The following is a 1,247-nucleotide window of genomic DNA, read 5'->3' as shown; positions in this document are numbered from 1 at the left end:
GCGGCACTCTTTTGTTTGCCGTTGTTTGTTCATAACCCTTATTACATTCACTTAGTTGAAACCATTCTCATCTACACCATCTTGTTATATGGTTTAGATATCGTTGTGGGTTATGTTGGTCAGGTTTCCTTAGGTCACGCAGCTCTGTTTGGTATCGGTTCATACACCGCTGGTGTTTTGTACTTCCATTTCGGTTGGACGATTTGGGGAACTCTACCTGCATCCATCATCGTGACCTCTATCTTCGGCGGTATCTTGGCATTGCCAGCCCTGAAGGTAATTGGACCGTATTTGGCGATGGTGACCTTGGCTTTCGGAACCATTGCGCAGATTCTCATTAATGAGATGACTTGGTTGACTGAAGGTCCATTGGGTATCAAGATTCCAAAGCCTGATTTAATGGGCGTGCCAATGACCAAAGCAGAGTACTTCTGGATGGTTGGCATCGTTTTGATCCTTTCTATGATCGTTGTAGACCGTTTTGTAAAGTCACAAATTGGTCGCGCCTTTGAGGCCTTGCGTGATAGTCCAATTGCTTGTGACTGTATGGGTGTTTCCGTATATCGTTTTAAGGTGATCGCATTCGTAATCAGTGCTGGCTTTGCTGGTTTAGCTGGTTGTTTGTATGCGTACTCAGAGCAATACATTTCACCAAATACTTACAACAACGAACTCGCTGTTTTGTTCTTGCTCGGTATCATCATGGGTGGACGTAAGTCTCGCCTCGGCGCCTTGATTGGTGCAGCCATCATCGTGTTGTTGCCTAAGCTCTTGGACGATATCAACCTATTCCGTATTGTTGCTTCGATCATTGCAGTCGTAGTGCTGGTTGGTGCTGGCATAGCCTTGTCAAAGAAGACAACTACTCCGCGTCGCGTGGCTGTACCTATCGCTGGCGTAGTAGGCTTAGCAGCATTCTCATTCTGGCTCAATACGATTTCTGACTGGCGCTTGAGTATTTTCGGCTTCATGATTTTGTTGGTGGTGTACTACTTGCAAAACGGTATCGTTGGCTTTGTGAAGAGCTTCTATCAGTCAATCGTTGGCAAAGCTAAAACTACCCGTGGTGGTGATGCTGAAGCGGTGGATGACTCTATCAGCTTCATTAGCAATGTATCCAACGCAAATGCTGGTGAAGAGCTCTTGAAGGTTGACTCTGTATTGATGCAGTTCGGTGGCCTGAAAGCATTGAACAACGTTGATCTGAGCATCAAGCGCGGCACCATCCATGGCTTGATTGGTCCTAA

At 46.1% G+C, this 1,247-nt stretch carries 1 protein-coding gene; it reads left to right on the top strand.

Features of this window, described 5'->3' with window-relative positions; translation table 11 throughout:
- On the top strand, positions 1–1,247 hold a 1,247-nt coding region (locus tag JaK3_RS06775), incomplete at both ends, for a branched-chain amino acid ABC transporter permease (protein ID WP_420865693.1).

This window comes from Polynucleobacter yangtzensis, assembly GCF_001595965.1.
Lineage (GTDB): Bacteria > Pseudomonadota > Gammaproteobacteria > Burkholderiales > Burkholderiaceae > Polynucleobacter > Polynucleobacter yangtzensis.
Note: the sequence above shows the minus strand (reverse complement) of the source record. Positions and strands in the feature narration are given on the sequence as shown.